Source organism: Jiangella muralis, from assembly GCF_001270745.1.
Taxonomy (GTDB): Bacteria; Actinomycetota; Actinomycetes; order Jiangellales; family Jiangellaceae; genus Jiangella; species Jiangella muralis.
In genome coordinates, this window is sequence record NZ_LFXL01000026.1 from 148798 (window position 1) to 165766 (window position 16969).

The window sequence follows — 16969 nt, forward strand, 5'->3', positions numbered from 1 at the left end:
ACTATGGCTGACCATGGAAGAAGGCACTTCGAAGTCACCCGGGTACACGCCGGTAACCGACCCCGCGTACTGCCAGAAGTGGGACCCGCGCGAAGACTGCGACGTCCGGCAGATCCTCGACCGCATCGGCGACAAGTGGTCGCTGCTGGTCATCGCCCTGCTCGACCTCCGGCGCCTGCGGTTCACCGAGCTGCGGCGCGAGATCGACGGCATCAGCCAGCGCATGCTCACGGTCACCCTGCGCCATTTGGAGCGCGACGGCCTGGTCCGCCGCACCGTGCACCCCGTCGTGCCGCCTCGGGTCGACTACGAGTTGACGCCGCTCGGCGCCACGCTGCACGACACCATCGAGGCGCTGGTCAACTGGACCGAAGAGCACCGGCCGGAGATCGCCGCCGCCCGCGACGAGTACGACCGCCGCGCCGCGGCCGACGCGGACCTCGTCGACGCCTGATCGCCGGAACGGGGTGCGCGGGCGCCCGGCGATGTGGCAGACTCTGCGCTCGTGATCGCCATGCCGACCCGCACCGCCGTCCCGGCGGTTCTCGGCATGCCCTGCTGTTGTCGCTGTCGCTGAACCTCACCCGCGACCCGACCACCTCCGGAGCCCTTCGCCGGCTCCGTCACCACAGCAGGCAGGAATGCTCTCGAATCCCTCGTCCCTCCGCAGGCGCACCGTCCTCGTCCTCCACGCCCACCCCGACGACGAGGCGATCTTCACCGGCGTGACGATGCGCCGGCTGGCCGACGCCGGGGCGCGGGTCGTGCTGGTCACCGCCACGCTCGGCGAGCTGGGCGAGGTGCACGTGCCGCTCTCGCCCGGCGAGACGATGGCGCAGCGGCGGGTCGCCGAGCTGGAGAGCGCGGCGTCCCTCCTGGGCGTGCAGCGGCTGGTGCTGCTCGGCGCCCGCGACTCCGGGCTGCCCGGCGCCGCCGACAACGTCCACCCCGACGCCCTCGCGGCGGCCGACCCCGAGCGGGTCGCCCGCCGCGTCGCCGCCCTGATCGACGAGGAGTCGGCCGAGGCGCTCGTCCACGACGACGGCCGCGGCATCTACGGGCACCCGGACCACCTGGCGGCGCACCGCATCGGCGCGGCGGCCGCCCGGCTGACCGGCGTCGCCGCCTACCAGTCCACCGTCGACCGCGACCACCTGCACGACCGCGTCACCCGCTCGCACCTCATTCACGCCGCCGCCGAGGCGACGGGGTTGCCGTTCGGGGTGCCCTCGGGTGACGTGGCGCTGCGCATCGGCGCGACGGCGGGGGAGCTGGCGGTCAAGCGGGCCGCCATCGCCGTGCACGCCAGCCAGGTCAGCGCCGAGTCGCTCGGCCACGCCGGCTTCGACGAGGCGTACGGCTACGAGTGGTACCTGCGCACCGGCGACGGCCCCGGCATCCTCGACGAGCTGGCCGCCCCCGCCGCCATCCTCGCCTGACCGCGCAGGCTCAGGACGACAGCCAGCCGTCGACGCCTTCGAGGAGGACCTTGCGGACGTCGGACGGCGCGGACGAGCCCTCGATCGAGCCGCGGGCGAGCTCGGCCAGGTCGGCGTCGGAGAAGCCGTGCACGTGCCGCGCCGTCTCGTACTGGTCCAGCAGCCGCGACCCGAACAGCAGCGGGTCGTCGGCGCCCAGCGCCACCCGCGCGCCCGCGTCGGCCAGGGTGCGCAGCGGCACGTCCGCGGGCGTCGCGTAGACGCCGAGGCTGACGTTGGACGCCGGGCAGACCTCGAGGGTGGTCCGCGCGTCGACGATGCGGGCGAGCAGCGCCGGGTCCTCCACCGAGCGGATGCCGTGCCCCAGCCGGTCGGCGTGGAGGTCGTCGAGGCAGGCGCGGGCGCTGTCGGGGCCGCGCAGCTCGCCACCGTGCGGTACGGAGATGAGGTCGGCCCGCCCGGCGATGGCGAACGCCGGCGCGAACTCCGCGATGACGCCGCGCCGCTCGTCGTTGGAGAGCCCGAACCCGACCACGCCGCGGCCCGCGTACTGGACGGCGAGCCGGGCCAGCGTGCGGGCGTCGAGCGGGTGCCGGGTCCGGTTCGCGGCGATGACGACGGCGATGCCCACCCCGGTCGAGTCGGACGCCGCCCGCGCGGCGTCGAGCACGAGGTCGGTGAACGCCGTGATGCCGCCGAACCGGCCGCCGTAGCCGGACGGGTCGACCTGGATCTCCAGCCAGCCCGACCCTTCGGCCGCCTCGTCCTCCGCCGCCTCCGTGACCAGCCGCCGCACGTCGGACTCCGTCCGCAGCACCGACCGCGCGAGGTCGTACAGCCGCTGGAACCGGAACCAGCCCTTCTCGTCGGCCGCCGACAGCAGCGGCGGCCAGTCCTCGCGCAGCGAGTCGGGCAGCCGCACGCCGTGCTCGTCGGCGAGGTCGAGCAGCGTCGCGTGCCGCATCGACCCGGTGAAGTGCAGGTGCAGGTGCGCCTTGGGCAGGGCCCGCAGGTCGCGAGGAGCCGGTTCGGTCACGCGACGGGGCTCAGCCGAGCAGCCGCTGGATGCGCCCGACGCCCTCGGCGAGATCGTCGTCGCCCAGGGCGTACGAGAGCCGCAGGTAGCCGCTCGGGCCGAACGCCTCGCCCGGCACCACCGCGACCTCGGCCTCCTCGAGGATCAGCTCGGCCAGTTCGGCGCTGGTCTTCGGCGTGCGCCCGGCGATGGTGCGGCCGAGCACGTCCTTCACCGACGGGTACGCGTAGAACGCGCCCTCGGGCTCAGGGCAGAAGACGCCGTCGATCTCGTTGAGCATCGACACCATGGTGCGGCGGCGGCGGTCGAAGGCCGACCGCATCTGCGCGACGGCGGCGAGGTCGCCGGAGACGGCGGCCAGCGCGGCCCGCTGCGCGACGTTGGAGACGTTGGACGTGGCGTGCGACTGCAGGTTGCCGGCCGCCTTGATGACGTCCTTCGGGCCGATCATCCAGCCGACCCGCCAGCCGGTCATCGCGTACGTCTTGGCCACGCCGTTGACGACGACGCAGGTGTCGGCCAGCTCGGGCACCTCGACGACGATGGACGAGAACGTGGCATCGCCGTAGACGAGGTGCTCGTAGATCTCGTCGGTGACGACCCACAGGCCGTTCGCATGCGCCCAACGGCCGATCTCGCGGACCGCCTCGGGGGAGTACACGGCGCCGGTGGGGTTCGACGGCGACACGAACAGCAGCACCTTGGTGCGCGGCGTGCGGGCCGCCTCGAGCTGCTCGACGCTGACGCGGTAGCCGGTGGTCTCGTCGGCCAGCACCTCGACGGGGACGCCGCCGGCCAGCGCGATGGACTCGGGATACGTGGTCCAGTACGGCGTCGGCATGAGCACTTCGTCGCCCGGGTCGAGCAGCGCCGCGAAGGTCTCGTAGACGGCCTGCTTGCCGCCGTTGGTGATGAGCACCTGGCTCGGCTCGACCTGGTAGCCGGAGTCGCGCAGCGTCTTCGCCGCGACGGCCTGCTTCAGCTCCGGCTGGCCGCCGGCGGGGGTGTAGCGGTGGTTGCGGGGGTCGCGGCAGGCCTCGACGGCGGCCTCGACGATGTAGTCGGGCGTCGCGAAGTCGGGCTCACCGGCGCCGAAGCCGATGACCGGCCGGCCCGCCGCCTTGAGCGCCTTCGCCTTCGCATCCACCGCGAGCGTGGCCGACTCGGCGATGGCGGCGATGCGGGCAGAGACGCGGGGGCGGGCGCCGGCGGGCGCAGGCGAGGTCATGCCGTTCATCTTGGCATCACCACGCCGCGCCGCGCCAAGGGGTTGCGCCGATTGGACGCGTCAGCGCCGCTTGCCGCCCATGGCGGCGTAGTAGGCACTCGACTCGGGCCGGTACAGCAGGTACAGGATGTACCCCGCCAGCGCGATCGTCACCACGTTGATGATCAGGTTGAGGCCGCCGCCACCGCTCAGCGAGAACAGTGTGAACAGGATGTTCAGACCACCGAGCACGGTGGCCACCACCCGGGCCCACGACTTGCCGGCCTTGTTGGCGTAGGCCATCCACAGCCACAGCGCGGCGCCGATGAGGCCGACCACGATGCCCACCCCGACGATGAGGTTGGCGGCGGCGTCGACGTCGTCGGCGCTGAGGCTGCTGTCGTTGTCGGCGATCGCGTCCTTGATGGAGTCGCGGGCCAGCAGCGTGAACAGCAGGCCGAGCACCGACAGGCCGGCGCCGACGTACATGAGGATGGCGGCGCGCCGGATCGACTGCGGCGGCTCGGACGGCGCCGCGGGTTCGCCCCAGGCGGAGGCGCCCCCGTCGACCGGCCCGCTCCACGCCGGCGGGCCGCTGGGTGGCGGCGTGGCCCCCCACGGCTGCTCCGGCGGCCGGCCCTGGCCCGACTGTGCGTACGGGTTCTCGTCCTCGCCCGGACCGGATCCCGGCGGAGGGGTGGTGCCACTCATGGTCGATTCTCCATCGTCGTCGGGTGCCTCTCGGCACGCACACTAGCTGGTCGGAGGGGTTTGACGCAGGAACCAGCGCCGCGAATCGGGCCGGTACAGCAGCCAGATCACCGCGGCCCCGACCACCGCGACGAGCACGCTCACGACGTTGTAGGCGTCGAACCGCGGCGAGCCGGCGAGCGTCGCGGCGACGGCGGCCACGTACAGGACGGCGAAGACGGTCGCGGCCAGGCGGGCCCGCCGGCTGCCGCGCGCGCAGTACCGGGCCACCAGCAGCCAGATCAGCGCGACGACGAAGAGGTACGCGACGTACGAGCCGCGGGCGCTGGTGCCGGACGAGGTGTCGAGGGCGTCCTCGTACGCGTCGGGGTCGATCAGCCGCAGCAGGCCGAGCAGCGCCGTCAGCGCGGCGCCGGCGTACATGAGCCGCACGGCGCGGACGACGTCGCGGGGCGGGCGCAACTCGGCTGCCGTGCCGCTCATGCCGTTCTCCGTCCCGTCGCGGGCCCGTGTATCGACCTTAGCGGCCCCTCGGCGGCACCGCCGGGCAGCGGCGCAGGTCCAGGTCGGCGCTCTGGCCGCGCTCGACCGTCACCTGCTGGCTGTGGACGACCCGGCCGGAGCGGTTGCGGCAGGACACCGTCCAGCTCTCCGGCAGACGCGCGGACTCGTACTGGCTGGGCCGCGGCGACGGCTGGACGTGCCACTCGAACCGTCCGCTCGCCGGCACCGTCAGCGTCGACGCCAGCGACACGTCCGTCGGCAGCACCACGGTGCCCGCGCCGGGCAGCGTCACCGGCGACGAGTCGACCACGACGTCCTTGGCGATGGTCAGCTCCACGCCCGGTTGCGCCCGCCCGGTGAGCACGGAATGCAGCGCCGGGTCGGCGGCGGCGTCCCACGCGATCAGCAGCGCCTCGCGCATGCTGGACCCGGGGTAGCTGCCGGTACCGAAGTACTGGTCGACGACGTACTCGTACGGCGGGTGGAACCGCGCCAGCCCGTCGTGGCCCGGCGTCATCTCCGTCGTGAACCCGAAGATCCCGGCGGTGTAGAAGGCGTTCTGCTCGGCGACGCCGCTGGCCTCGTAGTAGATGTCCGGCCACGGCCCGGCCGGCCAGTCCAGCGCGGCGCCCAGCTCCTGGGCCAGCGCGTCGTACGCCTCGACGTCGGCGGGCACCGGCTCCAGCGGCGAGCTGGGGGCGCGCAGCAGCCGGCCGTCCGGCGAGTGGTTGTGCACGGCGACGGTGACCTGGTGGGCGGCGGTCAGCTCGGCGATGTTGCGGATCTCCGGCTCGGAGTACGGCGCCTCGCCGTAGTGGTTGCTGGCGGTCTGGTTCCCGCTGGACCCGGGCCCGCCCCAGAACGGCGCGTAGTTGCGGTTGAGGTCGACGCCGAGGTTGGCGTTGACGGGGTCGGCGCACTGCTCGTAGGTGGGGACCGCGCCGTGCGTCACCCGGCAGTTCTTCCGCTTCTGCTCGTTGACGAGGCTGCGCGACAGCTCGTAGCCGTCCGGGTTCACCACCGGCACCACGATCATCGTCGTGTTGTCCAGCAGCCGGGTGACGCGCTCGTCGGCGCCGTCGTTCTGCAGCACGTCCCACGCGAACTCCAGCGTGACCTCGGCGGTCGGCCACTCGCGCGCGTGGTGCACGCCGGTCGTGAGGAACACCGGCTCGCCGGACGGCGCGTGCACGTCGCGGGAGATCTCGACGCCGTACACGGTGCGGCCGAGCAGCGTCGGGTGCGGCAGCGCGAACCGGCGCACGAGGTCCGGGTACGCCGCCTCCAACGCGGCCAGGTCGGCCTCGATCTCGTCCAGCGTGCGGTACGACACCCGCCCGGTCGGCAGCTCGGACGTCGCCGCCGTCGCCTCGGCCCGCTCCTCGGCGGCGCGGGTCGCCTCCAGGGCCAGCGCGGCCGGCGACCGGTCGTGGTCGACGACGACCGGGTCGAACCCGGCGGCGCGCAGGGCCGCCGCCTCGGCGTCGTCGTAGAGGAACAGCTCGGCGCCGTTCTCGTCGGCGTCGACGACGTCCAGGCCGAGGCCGAGCAGCCGGCGGCGGTCGTCGTCGGTGCCCGCCTCGACGCGGACGACGGTGACCTCCGCGCCGGGCAGCGTGGCGGACGGTGCGGGGCGGCCGGCCGCGACCGGTCCGGCGAAGAGCGCTCCGGCCAGGCCGAGCGCGAGCGCGCCGGCAGCGAGACGGACGGGGACGGTCGGTGTGGCCACGGGTTGCCTCCCGGTCGACGGCAGGGCACATCTCGCTCGAACCGTGATCATTCCGTCGCGCGCACGCGGAGGTCAAGGAACGGACCGAGGGGTGACCTCGTTATGACCTTCGTGGTGGTGACGAGCGCTCTCCGCAGCGAGTTAGACCAGGACGCCCCTCACCCCGTACACTCTCACTCTTGGGTGGTCGCCGGACCCCCAGCCGAAGCGTGCCCACACACTTTGGCTGGAACCGTCGTGTCCATTCGAAGGGCAGTAGCTCAATTGGTAGAGCACCGGTCTCCAAAACCGGCGGTTGGGGGTTCAAGTCCCTCCTGCCCTGCGAGGTCGCCACAACCCAGCGGCCTGACGTTGTTCCAGAGTCAGCGAGGTAGCACGTGACGGAGACCAGCGGCAAGACCGCTACACCCGAGCGTCCGCGTTCGCCCCGGCGCCGCGGGCCGTTCGCCCGGCTGTCGCTCTGGATCCGTCAGGTCGTGGCCGAGCTGCGGAAGGTCGTCTACCCGACCCGCAAGGAGCTGCTGACATACACGGCCGTCGTGCTCGTCTTCGTGGCGATCATGATCGCCTTCGTCTCGGTGCTCGATCTGGGCCTGGGCTGGGCGATGTTCAAGGTCTTCGGCTGATCGATCCCGTGGTCAGCCGCACCCAGGAGGAAGAAGCGCACACCGTGTCCGAGCACGAGTCGACCATCGAGGACGTCGAGACCGAGGAGTCGCCCGAGGGCGAGACCGGTCCGGCCGAGGCATCCACCGAGGCGGAGTCCGCCGAGGACGACGCCGCCGGCACCGACGAGCCCGAGGAGACCGACCCGCTGGCTGAGTTCCGCCGGGTGCTGCGCGCCAAGCCGGGTGAGTGGTTCGTCGTCCAGACCTACTCCGGCATGGAGAACCGGGTCCGGGCCAACCTCGAGAACCGCATCGGCAGCCTCAACATGGAGGACTTCATCTTCGAGATCGAAGTCCCCACCGAAGAGGTCGCCGAGATCAAGAACGGCCAGCGCCGCCTGGTGAAGCGCAACCGCTTCCCCGGCTACGTGCTGGTGCGCATGGACATGACCGACGAGTCGTGGTCCGCGGTCCGCAACACCCCGGCCGTCACCGGGTTCGTCGGGCACGCGCACCAGCCCATCCCGCTGGGCCTCGACGAGGTCGAGCGGTGGCTCGCCCCGCAGGTGGCCGAGCAGGCCAAGCCGGCCGAGGAGAAGAAGCAGGTCGAGGTCGTAGACTTCCAGGTCGGCGACTCCGTCATGGTGGTCGACGGGCCGTTCGCCACCCTGCACGCGACCATCAACGAGATCAACGCCGACTCCCAGAAGATCAAGGGACTGGTCGAGATCTTCGGCCGCGAGACCCCCGTCGAGCTCTCGTTCAACCAGATCCAGAAGCTCTGACGGTCCCCGCGCGCGCCGTCCGGTGCGCATGGGACAGCATCACCATCACGACAAGGACCCGAGGAATGCCAGCGAAGAAGAAGGTCGCAGGCCTGATCAAGCTCCAGATCCAGGCCGGCCAGGCGACCCCCGCACCGCCGGTCGGCCCCGCGCTGGGCCAGCACGGCGTCAACATCATGGAGTTCTGCAAGGCCTACAACGCGGCCACCGAGTCGCAGCGCGGCAACGTGATCCCGGTGGAGATCACGGTCTACGAGGACCGTAGCTTCACCTTCGTCACGAAGACGCCGCCGGCTGCCAAGCTGATCCTCAAGGCCGCGGGCATCGACAAGGGCTCCGGCGAGCCGCACCGCGTGAAGGTCGCGTCGATCAGCCGCGAGCAGCTGCGGGCCATCGCCGAGCAGAAGATGCCCGACCTCAACGCCAACGACGTCGAGGCCGCCGAGAAGATCATCGCCGGCACCGCCCGTCAGATGGGCGTCACGGTCGCCGACTGAACCGCCGGCCGGGCAGACCGGCCGGCCAGTGGGAGGGTCCCAGCGCTGGGCCCGCACCACGACTCCAGGAACCACGAGGAGAAGACATGAAGCGCAGCAAGTCCTACCGCGCCGCGGCCGAGAAGATCGACCACGACCGCCTGTACCACCCCGTCGAGGCCGTCAAGCTGGCCCGCGAGACGTCGACCACCAAGTACGACTCCACCGTCGAGGTCGCGCTGCGGCTGGGCGTCGACCCCCGCAAGGCCGACCAGATGGTCCGCGGCACCGTCAACCTCCCGCACGGCACCGGCAAGACCGCTCGGGTCCTGGTCTTCGCCGTGGGCCCGAAGGCCGAGGAGGCCAAGGCGGCGGGCGCCGACATCGTCGGCAGCGACGAGCTGGTCGAAGAGGTCCAGAAGGGCCGGCTCGACTTCGACGCCGTCGTCGCGACGCCCGACCTCATGGGCAAGGTCGGCCGGCTGGGCCGGGTGCTCGGCCCGCGCGGCCTGATGCCGAACCCCAAGACCGGCACGGTCACCATGGACGTCGAGAAGGCCGTCTCCGAGATCAAGGGCGGCAAGATCGAGTTCCGGGTCGACCGCCACGCGAACCTGCACTTCATCATCGGCAAGACGTCGTTCACCGAGCAGGCGCTCGCGGAGAACTACGCGGCCGCGCTCGACGAGGTCAACCGGCTCAAGCCGTCGGCGTCGAAGGGCCGCTACATCCGCAAGGCGACGCTCACCACGACCATGGGCCCGAGCATCCCGCTCGACCCGTCGAAGGTGCGTGCGGCAGAGTCCGCTGACGCGTGAGTTCGTTCCGGTGAGCCGTTGCTGACGCCTCACCGCCCGCCGACCGCCGCGATCCAGTCCGCTGGCTCGCGGCGGTCGTGCTGTCCTGTCCGTGCCGCCGTCTGGACGTGGTACCGGTGACGCAGGTACTGGACCGCGGCGCGTCCGCTCGCCGCGGGCTGCCGGCGGTTCGCGAGATCCCGGTGCTCGGCCGCTTCCTCGTGTGGCTGCGGCCCGACTACGGCGGGCTGATCGGCGCCGCCTGCTTCTTCTGCTGGTCGCTGACGCCGACGCTGCTGCCGCGCACCTGGATCTACCAGGCGATGGTGAGCGGGCTGACGGCGACCATCGGCTACGCGCTCGGCGTGCTGATCGCCTGGGTGGTCCGGCTGGTCGTGCGCCGGGTACGGCCGCAACTGCTGGCGCCGTCAGCGCGGACCCGGCTGATCGCCTGGTGGGGCCTGGCGGGTACGGCGGCCGCCGCGGTCGCCTGGTACCTCGCCGACAATGCCGCCTGGCAGACCGAGCTGCGCGCCCTGATGGACGTCGAGAGCCCGGGGCCCAATCACTACCTGCTGATCCTGCTGGTCGCCGGCGCCATCTTCGTGGTGTTCCTGGCGCTGGCCCGGCTGCTGCGCGGCGCGTCGCGGCGGCTGCGCCGGTTCTTCGGCCGCTGGGTGCCGCCGCAGGTCGCGCTGGTCGCGTCCGTGCTGTGCGTCGGCGGGGTGGCGTTCTGGTCGTGGACCGGCCTGCTCTATCCGACCCTGCTGGGCGTGGCCAACGACGCGTTCGCGGCGGTGAACATGGAGACCGAGGCCGGCAACAACGCGCCCGGCTCCGCGACGCACTCCGGTGGCCCCGGCTCGCTGGTGACGTGGGACTCGCTGGGCCGCAAGGGCCGCGAGTTCGTGTCGTCCGGGCCGACGGCCGACGATCTGACGGAGTTCAGCGGCCGGCCCGCACTCGACCCCGTCCGCGCCTATGTCGGCATGGACTCCGCCGAGACGCCGGCCGGGCTGGCGTCGCTGGCCGTGCGCGAGCTGGAGCGGGCCGGCGGCTTCGACCGTGAGGTCCTCGTGGTGGTGACGACGACCGGCACCGGCTGGGTCGACGGCGCCGCGGCCGACGCGCTGGAGTACCTCTACAACGGTGACTCCGCCATCGTCGCGCTGCAGTACTCCTACCTGCCCAGCTGGATCTCGTTCGTCGCCGACCAGGAGCAGGTGCAGATCGCCGGCGGGGCGCTGTTCGAGGCCGTCCACGAGGCGTGGCTGGAGCGTCCGCCGTCGCAGCGGCCGAAGCTGCTCGTGTACGGCGAGAGCCTCGGCGCCATGGGCAGCGCGGCCGCCTTCGACTCGCTGGACGACCTGCGCTCGAACGTCGACGGCGCGCTCTGGGTCGGCTCGCCGAGCCGGCACGGGCTGCGCACCGAGCTGACCGCCGAGCGCGACGCCGGTTCGCCTGCCCGGCTGCCCGTCGTCGACGGTGGCCGTGAGGTGAAGTTCTGGGGCGGCTGGCAGGAGCCGATGGACCTCGCCTTCGACGAAGGCCCGCCGGTGCTGTTCCTGCAGCACGCCTCCGACCCCGTGGCGCTGTGGTCGTGGGATCTGATGTTCGAGCGGCCGGAGTGGATCGACGAGGAGCACGGGCCCGACGTCCTGCCCACCCTCGACTGGTATCCGTTCGTCACGTTTTGGCAGGTCACTGCCGATATGGCGCTGTCGGCGACGGTGCCGGCCGGGCACGGGCACAACTACGGCGGCGAGCTGGTCGACGCCTGGCTGGCGGTCGCGCCGCCGGACGACTGGCCGGCTTGGCGGACCGACGAGCTGCGCGACATGGTGCACTCGTTCCAGGACCAGAAGACCGGTCCGTTCGGCTGATTTGGCGACGGCGCCCCGGTGCCCGTACGATGAACGCTGCCAAAGACCGCCGGTCTCACGATTGCTCATCGATCGTGACGAAGGACCCGCAGCGATGTGGGCGGCCCGCGCAGGTGAGAGACGAAACGCGACACCGTGCTCACGGTGTGCCTTCGCCCCGCGCCTGCGCCGGGGCGTTCTTCATGTCTGAGGGTCCTTCCGGCACCACCATCCGGAAGAAGGAGCCCCATGGCGAGGCCTGACAAGGCAGCCGCGGTCGCCGAGCTCGCGGACGAGTTCCGTGCCAGCAACGCGGTCGTGCTGACCGAGTACCGCGGCCTCACCGTCAAGCAGCTGACGGAACTGCGTCGGTCGCTCGGTGGGAACGCGTCCTACGCCGTGGTGAAGAACACGCTGACCAAGATCGCGGCGAAGGAAGCCGGGATCTCGGGGCTCGACGACTACCTGTCCGGCCCGTCGGCCATCGCCTTCGTCAAGGGCGACCCGGTCGAGGCCGCGAAGGGTCTGCGTGACTTCGCCAAGGCCAACCCCGTCCTCGTGGTGAAGGGTGGCCTGCTCGATGGGGCGCCGCTCACCGGCGAGGAGATCACGAAGCTCGCCGACCTCGAGTCGCGCGACGTCCTGCTGGCCAAGCTGGCCGGTGCGATGAAGGCCTCGCTGCAGAACGCGGTGTCGCTGTTCAACGCCCCGCTGGCGCAGACCGCTCGCGTCGTCGAGGCGCTGCGGCAGAAGGTCGAAGCCGAGGCGCCCGCCGCCGAGGCACCCGCCGCCGAGGCCGCCGACGCGGCCGAGACGACGGAGCAGAACGAGGGCTGAACGCCCGGGGGTCGTCCCACGGCCCCGAGCCCGTACGACAACCCGGCATTCAGCCGAACAGAGAAAGGAACCGCCACCATGGCGAAGCTCAACACCGACGAGCTGCTCGACGCGTTCAAGGAGATGACTCTGATCGAGCTCTCCGAGTTCGTGAAGAAGTTCGAGGAGACCTTCGAGGTCACCGCGGCCGCCCCGGTCGCCGTCGCCGCCGCTCCGGGTGCCGCTGGCCCCGGTGCTGCCGCCCCGGCCGAGGAGGAGAAGGACGAGTTCGACGTCGTCCTCGAGTCGGCCGGCGAGAAGAAGATCCAGGTCATCAAGGAGGTCCGCGCGCTGACGTCGCTCGGCCTCAAGGAGGCCAAGGACCTCGTCGAGGCCGCGCCGAAGCCGCTGCTGGAGAAGGTCAACAAGGAGGCCGCGGACAAGGCCAAGGAGGCCCTCGAGGCCGCCGGCGCCACCGTCTCCGTCAAGTGAGTCGCTGACCCACTGACAGCAACGGGCCCGGTACCCCCATCGCGGGGTGCCGGGCCCGTTCGCGTTCGCCGCCTTGCTGCCGTTGGCCGTGGTCCGCAGGTTGGCCGTCCCCCTGGCGCCCATTTTCTTAGCCGGGAGCACGCGCCTCAAGCGGACCCGAGTGGCGCTTCGCGCGTGGGGTGACCGCTTGACCCGCGCACTCCCGGCCAAGAACGGGCAGCTATCAGGGGGACGGGGGGAGTCTGGGCCCAGCCCGCGCCCGATGCGCCGTGGGCCTCCTGGTCTGCCGTCACGTCCTGGTCCCCAGTCACGCCATCAGCCCCGAACCCGCCATAGAACGCGACGACAGACCAGGACGTCACACCAGACCAGGACCCCGCCCCGGCGGACCGTCGCCACACTCCCCCCGTCCCCCTGATAGCTGCCCGTTCTTGGCCGCGGTGCCGCGGGTCAAGCGGTCATCGCCGCGCGAAGCGCCATCAGTCCGCTTTAGGCGCGGTGCCGCGGCTGAGAAAATGGGCAGCAGGGGGACGGCCCACTGCCGCAAAGCGGCGAACGGCCGCAAAGCGGCGAACCCCAGCACCACGGCGAACGGTGCGGACCCGTCCGGAAACTGGGAATCAACGCCAGCCCGTTCGCCCACAGCGAACTTCGCCGAGTCCCGCCCGCGCCACCCGAGCAGGTCATCCAGTCGTGCCGGCCGGCTCCGGACCCCTGGCGCGCCACTGGATCGTACGTTCGGATGAGTCACTGATCGGCCGCTGAGCACGGCGAATGTGGCATTTCAGGTGCCAAGTCGGCGATATGGGGGGCGTCGGTGCTTGACGTGGGGCGGCTCCTGACGAGATGCTGATCGGGCAGTGGGGTGGGGGATGCGAGACAGAAGGAAGCGCGGAGTGGCTGACCACTCGACAGCAGTGTGCCCATTGGGTTAGACTGCAGCTTTGCGCTGCCCTTCGCCGATGCTGCCCGCTTGGGTTGAGGACTGCGCGTGCACTCCGACCGTGTGCCCTCGGAAGGACCCCTGTTGGCCGTCACGCCCACCACCACTGCTGGCCCAAATGTCTCGCGTCGCATCTCTTTTGCCAAGATTCGCGAACCTCTCGACGTTCCGAACCTTCTCGCCCTCCAGATAGACAGCTTCGACTGGCTGCTCGGTAACGAGCGCTGGCAGGCGCGGGTCGCCGCTGCCGAGGCCGCGGGGCGTACCGACGTCAACACCACGTCGGGCCTGCAGGAGATCCTCGACGAGATCAGCCCCATCGAGGACTTCTCGGCGACCATGTCGCTGTCGTTCTCGAACCCTCGCTTCGAGGACCCCAAGAACAGCATCGACGAGTGCAAGATGCGCGACTTCACGTACTCCGCGCCGCTGTTCGTCACCGCCGAGTTCATCAACAACGAGACCGGCGAGATCAAGTCCCAGACCGTGTTCATGGGCGACTTCCCGCTCATGACCCCCAAGGGCACCTTCATCGTCAACGGCACCGAGCGCGTCGTCGTGTCGCAGTTGGTGCGGTCGCCGGGCCTGTATTTCGAGCGGTCGCTCGACAAGACGTCCGACAAGGACATCTACACCGCCAAGGTCATCCCGTCGCGGGGCGCCTGGCTGGAGTTCGAGATCGACAAGCGCGACATGGTCGGCGTCCGCCTCGACCGCAAGCGCAAGCAGAACGTCACGGTGCTGCTCAAGGCCATGGGCTGGACGAACGAGCAGATCCTCGAGGAGTTCGGCGACTACGAGTCGATGCGCGCCACCCTGGAGAAGGATCACACCACCACCCAGGACGAAGCGCTGCTCGACATCTACCGGAAGATGCGTCCGGGCGAGCCGCCGACGCGCGAGGCCGCGCAGCAGCTGCTCGAGAACGCCTACTTCAACCCGAAGCGCTACGACCTCGCCCGGGTCGGCCGCTACAAGCTGGGCAAGAAGCTCGGCGTCGACCTCGCGCTCGACCAGAGCACGCTGACCATGGACGACATCGTCGGCACACTGCGCTACCTCGTGCGGCTGCACGCCAACGAGACGGAGCTGACGACCGGCGACAACACCGTGCCGGTCGAGGTCGACGACATCGACCACTTCGGCAACCGCCGCATCCGCACGGTCGGCGAGCTGATCCAGAACCAGGTCCGCACCGGTCTGTCCCGCATGGAGCGCGTCGTCCGCGAGCGCATGACCACGCAGGACGTCGAGGCCATCACACCGCAGACGCTGATCAACATCCGGCCGGTCGTGGCCGCGATCAAGGAGTTCTTCGGAACGTCCCAGCTGTCGCAGTTCATGGACCAGACCAACCCGCTGGCCGGGCTGACGCACAAGCGCCGGCTCAACGCGCTGGGTCCGGGTGGTCTGTCCCGCGAGCGGGCCGGCATGGAGGTCCGCGACGTCCACCCGTCGCACTACGGCCGCATGTGTCCCATCGAGACCCCTGAGGGCCCGAACATCGGCCTCATCGGCTCGCTGGCCACCTACGGGCGCATCAACCCGTTCGGCTTCATCGAGACGCCGTACCGCCGGGTCATCGACGGTCTGGTCACCGACGACATCGAGTACCTGAGCGCCGACGAGGAGGACCGCCGCGTCATCGCGCAGGCCAACGCGCCGCTGACCGATGACAGCCGGTTCGCCGAGGACAAGGTGCTGGTGCGCAAGCGCGGCGGCGAGATCGAGACCGTGCCGGGTGGCGAGGTCGACTACATGGACGTCTCGCCGCGGCAGATGGTGTCCGTGGCCACCGCCATGATCCCGTTCCTCGAGCACGACGACGCCAACCGCGCGCTCATGGGCTCGAACATGCAGCGCCAGGCCGTGCCGCTGCTCCGGTCCGAGTCGCCGCTGGTCGGCACCGGCATGGAGTCGCACGCGGCCGAGGACGCCGGTGACGTCATCCTGGCCGAGAAGAGCGGTGTGGTCACCGAGCTGTCGGCCGACTACATCACCGTCATGGCCGACGACGGCACCTACCAGACCTACCAGCTGGCCAAGTTCCGCCGCTCCAACGCCGGGTCGTGCATCAACCAGCGGCCCATCGTCGACGAAGGGCAGCGCATCGAGGCCGGCCAGGTCATCGCCGACGGCCCGTCCACCGAGCTCGGTGAGATGGCGCTGGGCAAGAACCTGCTGGTCGCGTTCATGTCGTGGGAGGGCCACAACTACGAGGACGCCATCGTCATCTCGCAGCGGCTCATCCAGGACGACGTCCTCACCTCGATCAAGATCGAGGAGCACGAGGTCGACGCCCGCGACACCAAGCTGGGCCCCGAGGAGATCACGCGGGACATCCCGAACGTCTCCGACGAGGTGCTGGCCGACCTCGACGAGCGCGGCATCATCCGCATCGGCGCCGAGGTCACCAACGGCGACATCCTGGTCGGCAAGGTCACCCCGAAGGGCGAGACCGAGCTGACCCCGGAGGAGCGGCTGCTCCGCGCGATCTTCGGTGAGAAGGCGCGCGAGGTCCGCGACACCTCGCTGAAGGTGCCGCACGGCGAGTCCGGCAAGGTCATCGGCGTCCGGGTGTTCGACCGCGACGAGGGCGACGAGCTCCCGCCGGGCGTCAACCAGCTGGTCCGCGTCTACATCGCTCAGATGCGCAAGATCCAGGACGGCGACAAGCTCGCCGGCCGGCACGGCAACAAGGGCGTCATCGCCAAGATCCTCCCGGTCGAGGACATGCCGTTCCTCGAGGACGGCACCGCGGTCGACATGGTGCTGAACCCGCTGGGCGTCCCGAGCCGCATGAACCTCGGCCAGGTCATGGAGACCCACCTCGGGTGGGTGGCCAAGACCGGCTGGGAGGTCGAGGGCGACGACGAGGAGTGGAAGACGCGGCTGCGCGGCATCGGCGCCGCCGAGGCGCCGCCGGACACCAAGGTCGCCACGCCGGTCTTCGACGGTGCGCGCGAGGACGAGATCGCCGGCCTGCTCGGGTCGACGACCAAGACCCGCGACGGCGTCCGCCTGGTGGGCGGCGACGGCAAGGCCAACCTGTTCGACGGCCGGTCCGGTGAGCCGTTCCCGAAGCCGGTGGCGGTGGGCTACATGTACATCCTGAAGCTCAACCACCACGTCGACGACAAGATCCACGCCCGGTCGACCGGCCCGTACTCGATGGTCACGCAGCAGCCGCTGGGTGGTAAGGCGCAGTTCGGTGGCCAGCGTTTCGGCGAGATGGAGGTCTGGGCGCTCCAGGCCTACGGCGCCGCCTACGCGCTGCAGGAACTGCTCACCATCAAGTCCGACGACGTCCCCGGCCGGGTCAAGGTCTACGAGGCCATCGTCAAGGGCGAGAACATCCCCGAGTCGGGTATCCCCGAGTCGTTCAAGGTGCTCTTCAAGGAGATGCAGGCGTTGTGCCTCAACGTCGAAGTGCTCTCCAGTGACGGGTCGCAGATCGAGATGCGGGAGACCGACGAAGACGTCTTCCGCGCGGCTGAAGAACTCGGAATCGACCTGTCCCGGCGCGAGCCGAGCAGCGTCGAAGAGGTCTGACGGTGGTGGGAG

General features: G+C 70.8%; 15 protein-coding genes and 1 tRNA gene. 11 read left to right on the forward strand and 5 right to left on the reverse strand.

Annotated features, from left to right (window positions below; all coding sequences use genetic code 11):
* Positions 1-13 precede the first annotated feature (13 nt).
* Both ACW62_RS22095 and ACW62_RS22100 read left to right on the forward strand, forming a co-directional pair.
* Positions 14-454 (forward strand): winged helix-turn-helix transcriptional regulator, encoded by a 441-nt coding sequence (locus tag ACW62_RS22095; RefSeq protein WP_053206270.1) that lies wholly within the window; start codon positions 14-16, stop codon positions 452-454.
* A 187-nt stretch (positions 455-641) separates the two neighbouring features.
* Entirely contained in the window at positions 642-1439 is a 798-nt protein-coding gene (locus ACW62_RS22100; protein WP_053206271.1) for a PIG-L family deacetylase, read from the forward strand.
* Between the two features lie 10 nt (positions 1440-1449).
* On the opposite strand, the gene ACW62_RS22105 is transcribed toward ACW62_RS22100, so the two are convergent.
* From ACW62_RS22105 to ACW62_RS22125, 5 genes are all read right to left on the reverse strand, one after another.
* Positions 1450-2403, reverse strand: coding sequence for an adenosine deaminase (locus ACW62_RS22105; RefSeq protein ID WP_420843611.1), 954 nt, complete (start codon positions 2401-2403; stop codon positions 1450-1452).
* Between the two features lie 82 nt (positions 2404-2485).
* On the reverse strand, positions 2486-3703 hold the full coding sequence (locus ACW62_RS22110) for a pyridoxal phosphate-dependent aminotransferase (RefSeq protein ID WP_205629526.1): 1218 nt from the start codon (positions 3701-3703) through the stop codon (positions 2486-2488).
* 60 nt (positions 3704-3763) lie between these two features.
* Positions 3764-4393: a hypothetical protein gene (locus tag ACW62_RS22115; RefSeq protein ID WP_053206274.1), complete on the reverse strand. Its 630-nt coding sequence runs from the start codon at positions 4391-4393 to the stop codon at positions 3764-3766.
* Positions 4394-4435: 42 nt separating this feature from the next.
* Entirely contained in the window at positions 4436-4876 is a 441-nt protein-coding gene (locus ACW62_RS22120; protein WP_053206275.1) for a hypothetical protein, read from the reverse strand.
* 37 nt (positions 4877-4913) lie between these two features.
* Complete coding sequence (locus ACW62_RS22125) at positions 4914-6626, reverse strand: M14 family zinc carboxypeptidase (RefSeq protein WP_053206276.1); 1713 nt, start codon at positions 6624-6626, stop codon at positions 4914-4916.
* Positions 6627-6875: 249 nt separating this feature from the next.
* Between ACW62_RS22125 and ACW62_RS22130 the strand changes: the two genes are divergently transcribed.
* From ACW62_RS22130 to rpoB, 9 genes are all read left to right on the forward strand, one after another.
* Positions 6876-6948, forward strand: a tRNA-Trp gene (locus ACW62_RS22130).
* A 55-nt stretch (positions 6949-7003) separates the two neighbouring features.
* Positions 7004-7252 carry a preprotein translocase subunit SecE gene (gene secE, locus ACW62_RS22135; RefSeq protein ID WP_053206277.1) on the forward strand — a complete coding sequence of 83 codons (249 nt, stop codon included), beginning with the start codon at positions 7004-7006 and terminating at the stop codon, positions 7250-7252.
* Entirely contained in the window at positions 7225-8019 is a 795-nt protein-coding gene (nusG, locus tag ACW62_RS22140) for a transcription termination/antitermination protein NusG (protein WP_420843612.1), read from the forward strand. Before secE ends, nusG begins: the two co-directional genes overlap by 28 nt.
* 65 nt (positions 8020-8084) lie before the next feature.
* Complete coding sequence (rplK, locus tag ACW62_RS22145; RefSeq protein WP_053206279.1) at positions 8085-8516, forward strand: 50S ribosomal protein L11; 432 nt, start codon at positions 8085-8087, stop codon at positions 8514-8516.
* Between the two features lie 86 nt (positions 8517-8602).
* A complete protein-coding gene (gene rplA / locus ACW62_RS22150; protein WP_053206280.1) occupies positions 8603-9313 on the forward strand; it encodes a 50S ribosomal protein L1 in 711 nt (236 codons plus the stop codon).
* Positions 9314-9429: 116 nt separating this feature from the next.
* Positions 9430-11175, forward strand: a complete 1746-nt coding sequence (locus ACW62_RS22155; RefSeq protein WP_053206281.1) for an alpha/beta hydrolase — start codon at positions 9430-9432, stop codon at positions 11173-11175.
* A gap of 228 nt (positions 11176-11403) precedes the next feature.
* A complete protein-coding gene (gene rplJ, locus ACW62_RS22160; protein ID WP_053206282.1) occupies positions 11404-11991 on the forward strand; it encodes a 50S ribosomal protein L10 in 588 nt (195 codons plus the stop codon).
* A 78-nt stretch (positions 11992-12069) separates the two neighbouring features.
* Positions 12070-12462 (forward strand): 50S ribosomal protein L7/L12, encoded by a 393-nt coding sequence (rplL, locus tag ACW62_RS22165; protein WP_053206283.1) that lies wholly within the window; start codon positions 12070-12072, stop codon positions 12460-12462.
* Between the two features lie 1024 nt (positions 12463-13486).
* The gene (gene rpoB / locus ACW62_RS22170) at positions 13487-16957 is read left to right on the forward strand and encodes a DNA-directed RNA polymerase subunit beta (RefSeq protein WP_053206362.1); all 3471 of its coding nucleotides are present in this window, start codon (positions 13487-13489) and stop codon (positions 16955-16957) included.
* Positions 16958-16969 lie beyond the last annotated feature (12 nt).

What these genes read in the sequence shown, in the direction of transcription:
- ACW62_RS22110 (WP_205629526.1), bottom strand. Translation starts at nt 3,703, where the DNA reads ATGACCTCGCCTGCGCCCGCCGGCGCCCGCCCCCGCGTCTCTGCCCGC.
- ACW62_RS22115 (WP_053206274.1), bottom strand. Translation starts at nt 4,393, where the DNA reads ATGAGTGGCACCACCCCTCCGCCGGGATCCGGTCCGGGCGAGGACGAG.
- ACW62_RS22095 (WP_053206270.1), top strand. Translation starts at nt 14, where the DNA reads ATGGAAGAAGGCACTTCGAAGTCACCCGGGTACACGCCGGTAACCGAC.
- ACW62_RS22120 (WP_053206275.1), bottom strand. Translation starts at nt 4,876, where the DNA reads ATGAGCGGCACGGCAGCCGAGTTGCGCCCGCCCCGCGACGTCGTCCGC.
- rplJ (WP_053206282.1), top strand. Translation starts at nt 11,404, where the DNA reads ATGGCGAGGCCTGACAAGGCAGCCGCGGTCGCCGAGCTCGCGGACGAG.
- rplK (WP_053206279.1), top strand. Translation starts at nt 8,085, where the DNA reads ATGCCAGCGAAGAAGAAGGTCGCAGGCCTGATCAAGCTCCAGATCCAG.
- rplA (WP_053206280.1), top strand. Translation starts at nt 8,603, where the DNA reads ATGAAGCGCAGCAAGTCCTACCGCGCCGCGGCCGAGAAGATCGACCAC.
- ACW62_RS22105 (WP_420843611.1), bottom strand. Translation starts at nt 2,403, where the DNA reads ATGCGGCACGCGACGCTGCTCGACCTCGCCGACGAGCACGGCGTGCGG.
- ACW62_RS22100 (WP_053206271.1), top strand. Translation starts at nt 642, where the DNA reads ATGCTCTCGAATCCCTCGTCCCTCCGCAGGCGCACCGTCCTCGTCCTC.
- rplL (WP_053206283.1), top strand. Translation starts at nt 12,070, where the DNA reads ATGGCGAAGCTCAACACCGACGAGCTGCTCGACGCGTTCAAGGAGATG.